The organism is Dokdonella sp. (assembly GCF_036518555.1).
Classification (GTDB): Bacteria; Pseudomonadota; Gammaproteobacteria; order Xanthomonadales; family Rhodanobacteraceae; genus Dokdonella_A.
The window spans coordinates 1-5,676 of record NZ_DATDMY010000136.1; the positions used below are offsets into that span (position 1 = coordinate 1).

Annotated in this window: 6 protein-coding genes and 1 pseudogene; 2 read left to right on the forward strand and 5 right to left on the reverse strand. The window is 67.3% G+C overall.

Annotation, left to right across the window (positions count from 1 at the left end; translation table 11 throughout):
* The 5 genes from VI238_RS08455 to VI238_RS08475 form a co-directional block, all read right to left on the reverse strand.
* The coding region (locus VI238_RS08455) for an efflux RND transporter permease subunit (protein ID WP_331650392.1) at nt 1–1,298 on the reverse strand (1,298 nt) is incomplete at its 3' end.
* Nucleotides 1,299–1,670: 372 nt separating this feature from the next.
* Entirely contained in the window at nt 1,671–3,062 is a 1,392-nt protein-coding gene (locus tag VI238_RS08460) for a HAMP domain-containing sensor histidine kinase (protein ID WP_331650394.1), read from the reverse strand.
* Nucleotides 3,059–3,733, reverse strand: coding sequence for a response regulator transcription factor (locus VI238_RS08465; RefSeq protein ID WP_331650396.1), 675 nt, complete (start codon nt 3,731–3,733; stop codon nt 3,059–3,061). Before VI238_RS08465 ends, VI238_RS08460 begins: the two co-directional genes overlap by 4 nt.
* A 363-nt stretch (nt 3,734–4,096) precedes the next feature.
* Nucleotides 4,097–4,507, reverse strand: a complete 411-nt coding sequence (locus VI238_RS08470; RefSeq protein WP_331650398.1) for a DUF1801 domain-containing protein — start codon at nt 4,505–4,507, stop codon at nt 4,097–4,099.
* Nucleotides 4,508–4,577: 70 nt separating this feature from the next.
* Entirely contained in the window at nt 4,578–5,006 is a 429-nt protein-coding gene (locus tag VI238_RS08475; RefSeq protein ID WP_331650400.1) for a hypothetical protein, read from the reverse strand.
* A gap of 181 nt (nt 5,007–5,187) precedes the next feature.
* On the opposite strand from VI238_RS08475, the gene VI238_RS08480 reads away from it, so the two are divergent.
* Nucleotides 5,188–5,316: a hypothetical protein gene (locus VI238_RS08480; protein WP_331650401.1), complete on the forward strand. Its 129-nt coding sequence runs from the start codon at nt 5,188–5,190 to the stop codon at nt 5,314–5,316.
* Nucleotides 5,283–5,676, forward strand: a pseudogene (locus VI238_RS08485) (transposase); the annotation flags it as partial. The gene VI238_RS08480 and the pseudogene VI238_RS08485, both read left to right, overlap by 34 nt.

Below are 5,676 nucleotides of genomic sequence, written 5' to 3' on the forward strand. Positions count from 1 at the left end.
ACGATCTGCGCGGCGCCGTCGAGGATCGCGGTCTCGACGTCCTTGCCGTGCTCGAGGTGCCAGTTGATGTTCTCGATCGTCACGGTGGCGTCGTCGACGAGGATGCCCACCGCGAGCGCGAGGCCGCCGAGCGTCATGATGTTGAGCGTCTCGCCCGCGGCCGCGAGCATCGCGATCGCGCCGAGCACCGACAGCGGGATCGAGATCGCGATGATCACGGTCGAGCGCCAGCTGCCGAGGAACAGCAGGATCATCAGGCTCGTCAGCACCGCGGCGATCACGCCTTCCTTGGCGACGCCGCTGATCGCCGCGCTGACGAACAGCGACTGGTCGCCGACCGGGGCGATCTTGAGGCCCTCGGGCAGGCTCGGCGCGAGTTCCGCGACCTTCTGCTTGATGCCCGAGATGATCGCGAGGGTCGAGATCGCGCCGCTCTTGAGCACCGACATCAGCACCGAGCGGCCGCCGTTCACGTGCACGATGTTCGTCTGCGGCGGGTTGCCGTCGTGCGCGTGCGCGACGTCGCGCATGGTGACCATCGTGCCGTTGACCGCCTTGATCGGCAGGTCGTTGAGCGCGTCGATGTCCTTCGGCGCGTTGTTGAGCAGCACGTTGTATTCGAAGTCGCCGATCTTCTGCGTGCCGACCGGCGTGATGAGGTTCTGCGCGGCGAGCGCATTGGCGACGTCCTGCCCGGACAGCCCCCGCGCCTGCAGCGCGGCCGGGTCGAGGTCGATCTGCACCTGGCGCGTCTTGCCGCCGAACGGGTACGGGATCGCCGCGCCGGGCACGGTGACGAGGCGCGTGCGGATCGCGTTCATGCCGAGGTCGGCGAGGTTCTGCTCGGTCAGGCCCTGGCCCGACAACGCGAGCTGGATGATCGGCACCGTCGCCGCGCTGTAGTTGAGGATCAGCGGCGGCGTGGTGCCGGCCGGCATCTGCTTGACCACGGTCTGCGACACCGCGGTCACCTGCGCGTTCGCGGTGCGGATGTCGACGTTCGGCTGGAAGTAGATCTTGACGATGCCGAAACCGTTGTACGAGTTGGCTTCGATGTGCTCGATGTCGTTGACCGTCGTCGTCAGCACGCGCTGGTAGGGCGTGACGATGCGCCCCGACATTTCGTCCGGCGACAGCCCCGTGTACTGCCAGGCGACGCCGATGACCGGAATGCGGATGTCCGGGAAGATGTCGACCGGCGTGCGCAGCGCGGCTATCGCGCCGGTGATGAGGATGAGCAGCGCGAGGACGACGAAGGTGTACGGGCGCGTGAGCGCGACGCGGACGATGCCGATCATGCGGAAGGCCATGGATGCTGCAGCCGCACATTATCGGTGCATGACGCGCATTCCCAAGCTGCGCGCGCATGAAGTTTTCTTCATGTTGGGTAAGGCGAGGGTTGAGGGCTGGAGGCTGGAGGCTGGAGGCTGAGGGCTGGAAGGCTGAGGGGCGCACGTTCGAAGTTGCCGGCGCGCCAACGGCCCGCGAAACCCGCTGACGCCCGCCCTGTGGGAGCGGCGGAAGCCGCGATGTTTTTCGAGGGGCCCAATGAGGGCCGAAGGCGGAAAGGCATCGCGGCTGCCGCCGCTCCCACAAAAACGGGCTCGCAGCGGCGAGGCTCATCTCGGCGAGCCGCCGGCCGACGTGTGGCCGTCCGGCTTATGTGGTCGTCAACACGACAAGCGCATGCGCGTGCCGCGCGGCGGGTTGTCGCCGATCGAGAATGCGTAGCCGTGCAGGCGCGCGATCGCCGCGACGAGCGGAAGGCCGAGCCCGTGCCCGGCCGCTTCCGCCGCGCCCGACGCGGCGCTGCGATAGAACCGCCGAAGCACTGCCTCGCGTTCCTCGGGCGGGATGCCGAGGCCGTCGTCGCTGACCTCGATCGCGACGCGCCCGCCTTCGGTCGCCGCCCTCAGCACGACACGGCCGCCGCGCGGCGCGAACTTGATCGCATTGTCGACGAGATTGCCGATCGCCTCGAACAGCAGGTGGCCGTCCGCGCGCAGCGGCGGCAGCGAGTCCGCTTCGAGCGCGAACGCGATGTCCTTCTCCTCCGCGAGCGGGGCGTACAGCTCGTGCACGCGGCGCACGGTCTCGCCGACGTCGACGACGCCGAAGCCCGCGCGACGTCCGATGTCCTCGAGCTCCGAGATGCGCAGCAGCGCACGGAAGCGATCGAGCAACGCGTCGGCCTCGACGATGCAGCGCTCGACGAGGTCGTTGCGCGGATCGCCGTCGCCGCCGAGCTGCTGCACGCGATGCAGCTGCGTGCGCAGGCGCGTGAGCGGCGTGCGCAGGTCGTGCGCGATGCTGTCGGACACGCCCTTGACCTCGCCGAGCAGGCGCTCGATCTGCTCGAGCATGCGGTTGACGATCGCCGCGAGCATGTCGAGCTCGTCGCGCCGCTCCGATACCGGCAGGCGCGCGCCGAGGTCGCCGCGCATGACCGGCTGGATCGCCGTCTCGATCGCGCGCACGCGGCGCAGCGGGCCGCGACTGAGCAGGTAGCCACCGAGCAGGCCGGGTACGAGCGTGAGCGAGAGCGCCCATAGCAATCCGCTGCGGATGATCGCGCCGACCTGGTCGACGACGCGGTAGTCGCGCGCGAGCAGCATCACGCTGCCGTCCTCTAGCCGTAGCGCGACCGCGTGCATGCGTCCCGCGCGTTCGCCGCTGATGCGCTGCACGCCGTCGGGCAGCGGATGCACGCGGCCGTCGATCGCGAGCCCGCTCGGCAGATGGTCGATGTCGCCGGCGAGATAGCGGCCCTGTGCATCGAACAGGCCCGACGCCATGAGTCCGCGCAGGTCGAGTTGCGTCGTCGCCGCGAGCAGCGCGGGCAGGTGCGCGCGATCGACCGAGGACAGGTAGCGCAGGCGTTGTTCGAGGATGCTGTCGACGATGCCGTCGAGGTAGTTCGCGGTCTGCCAGCGAATCGCGCCGATCAGAACGACCGTCCATGCGACGAAGAACGCACCGTAGACGAGCAGGAGGCGCTTCGTGCTCGAACGCCAGCGCCCGCTGAGCTCGTCCTGCCGAGGCGACGCCGCGCCCGCGTTCATGGCGCGCGCATCGCGTAGCCGCAGCCACGCACGGTGTGGATCAGCGACGCGAAGCCGTTGCCGTCGACCTTGCGGCGCAGCCGGCCGATGTGCACGTCGATGACGTTCGTGCCCGGATCGAAGTGGTAGCCCCACACCGCCTCGAAGATCATCGTGCGCGTGAGCACCTGACCCGCATGGCGCATGAGGTACTCGAGCAGGCGGAATTCGAGCGGCAGCAGATCGAGCGCGGTGCCGCCGCGGCGCGCGGTGCGCGCGATGAGGTCGAGCTCGAGGTCGCCGACGCGCAGTGTCGTCTCGCGTACGCCCGCGCCACGGCGCAGCAGCACCTCGATGCGCGCAGCCATCTCCTCCGGCGCGAACGGCTTGGTCAGGTAATCGTCGCCGCCCGCGCGCAGGCCGCGCACGCGCGCGTCGACGTCGCTGAGCGCACTGATCATGAGGACTGGCGTGTCGACGCCCGCGCGACGAAGTTCCGACACGAGCTCGAGTCCGTCCATGCCCGGCAGCATGCGATCGAGCGTGATCGCGTCGTACCCGCCCGCGAGCGCGCGCTCGAACCCCGCGCGGCCATCGCCGACGCAGTCGACCTCGTTGCCGGCGGCCTGCAGCTCCGCGGCGATCTCGCGCGCGGTGACCGCGTCGTCTTCGATGGTGAGGATGCGCGCCATGGTATCGGGGCGCAGCTTAGCGCAGCCCGCGATCGGTCACGCAGCGGCATCGCCGCCACTGCCGCCACAAGCGGGCACGGCGGCTGTGGGCCGGCGAGCTCCACCGTCAATAATTCGATCCCGACCACGTCAGCGCGTTCGTCGCGCCGACGATCCACGCAGTTCCCACCGCACGCTGCACCGGGCGAAACGCCGATGGCAAACGCGTCGGACGCCGGGACGAGCACGCCGATAACACGTCTGGCCCGCGATGGCCGATGGAACGCGTGGCTACGTCCCGGCGGATTCCATCATGGCCCGAGCACCTGCTGCTCGCCCCGCGAACTCACTCGGTCACTTGCAAGGGAGTCCATGCACGAATAGTCAGTCCGCGACCCGGGCCGGCACATGGCGCACCCACTGGCGCACGATGTGCTGTACGGCGGCAACACGCGCTGCAACCGAGCCGCGGCTCAGGAAGCTGATGCAAGCCCGGTCCGGCCCCAGCCACTGCAACAGGCCTTCCGGATCCTCAATCGAATCCCGGGCTATAGCGCTCTTCTTGACACCGAGGTGCAGGATGAGCTGAAGCGGGACCTTGCCGTTCAGGCGCATGGTGGCGAAGTGCTCGCCAGAATAGAAGCTGGGGGCGTTCCATTTGATCTCTTCGCCAATGCTGTCGACTGACGCAAGGATCGCGCAGCGCAACGCCTCGACGTCCTCACGCAGCGGCACGGGAAGGCCGGCAATGTAGTCGGCAACGGAACCTGCGGAAGGAGACTTGCGATTGCCCATGATGGCGCCTGAGCGGGCTGAACACCGGGGTCAAGCCGCGCCGCGAGGCAGCGTCGGCCAGCATGAATCGTTAGGCCGCGCGTTTGTCGGAAGCACCGTGAGAATGGGTAGCCAAGAACAGAAGAGTAATTACCGTCGGGATAATGAACCCCTTCAGATATGAAAGCGGATGCGTGCCTTGTAGGAAACGGAATGGAAGGTCAAAGAAATACGCCCAATAGTGCGTTGCCACCAGACTGGCGATGGCAATCCACATACCATACAGGGCGGGTCGTTTATTCAGGACCACTAGAACCAAGCTGCTGATGATAAGGACACGAAGGATGGATTGTATGTGCCGATATAGGTCATGCGTATTGGCATTACCAACATCGTAGATATCCGTACCGGAGCCAAGATACAGATCGTAGAGAGTGTATGCGTGGTAGAAAACCAGCAGGCCAGCGAGCGCACAAATTGTCAGCCGTCCGACAAGCAGCAATCCGCGAGATACCTGCATGGTCTTTTCAAATCCTTGCGGGGGTGCCCGCTCTGTGCAGCCTGACACCTGAGTTGAGCCGCGCCGCGATGCGGCGTCGCCTTGAATGATCGAATGGACTCCCCTCGTGTCGCCACACGGCTTCGATGAGAGCCAGGCGGATCATGATGATCCGGACACGGGATCGCGAGAGGAGTCCGCCATGCATGCTACGCCGACCAATGTCGCCATTTCCACCGTCGCCATCGACCTCGCCAAGGACGTGTTCGAACTCGCCTTCGCCGACATGCCGATCGCCAGCGGCTTCAGCGCGCCGGGGGCATCGGCATGATCACCGCGACCGCGCTCAGCGCCTCCGTGGGCGAGTTCGACCGCTTCCCGTCCGGACGTCATTTCGCCAGCTCGCTCGGACTGACCCCGCGCGAGCACTCCAGCGGCAGCACGCGCCGGCTCGGACGCGTCACCAAGCGCGGCGACGTCTACCTGCGCATGCTGCTCGTCCACGGTGCACGCACCGTGCTGCGCAGCGCGAAGGTCGCCGCGAAGAAGCAGCAACCGCTCGATCGAACCCGCACCTGGGCGCTCGCGCTCTCCGAACGGATCGGCCACAACAAGGCCGCTGTCGCTCTCGCCAACAAGCAGGCGCGGCGGCTTTGGGCCGCCGAGCATCACCGCCAATCCTTCGATCCCG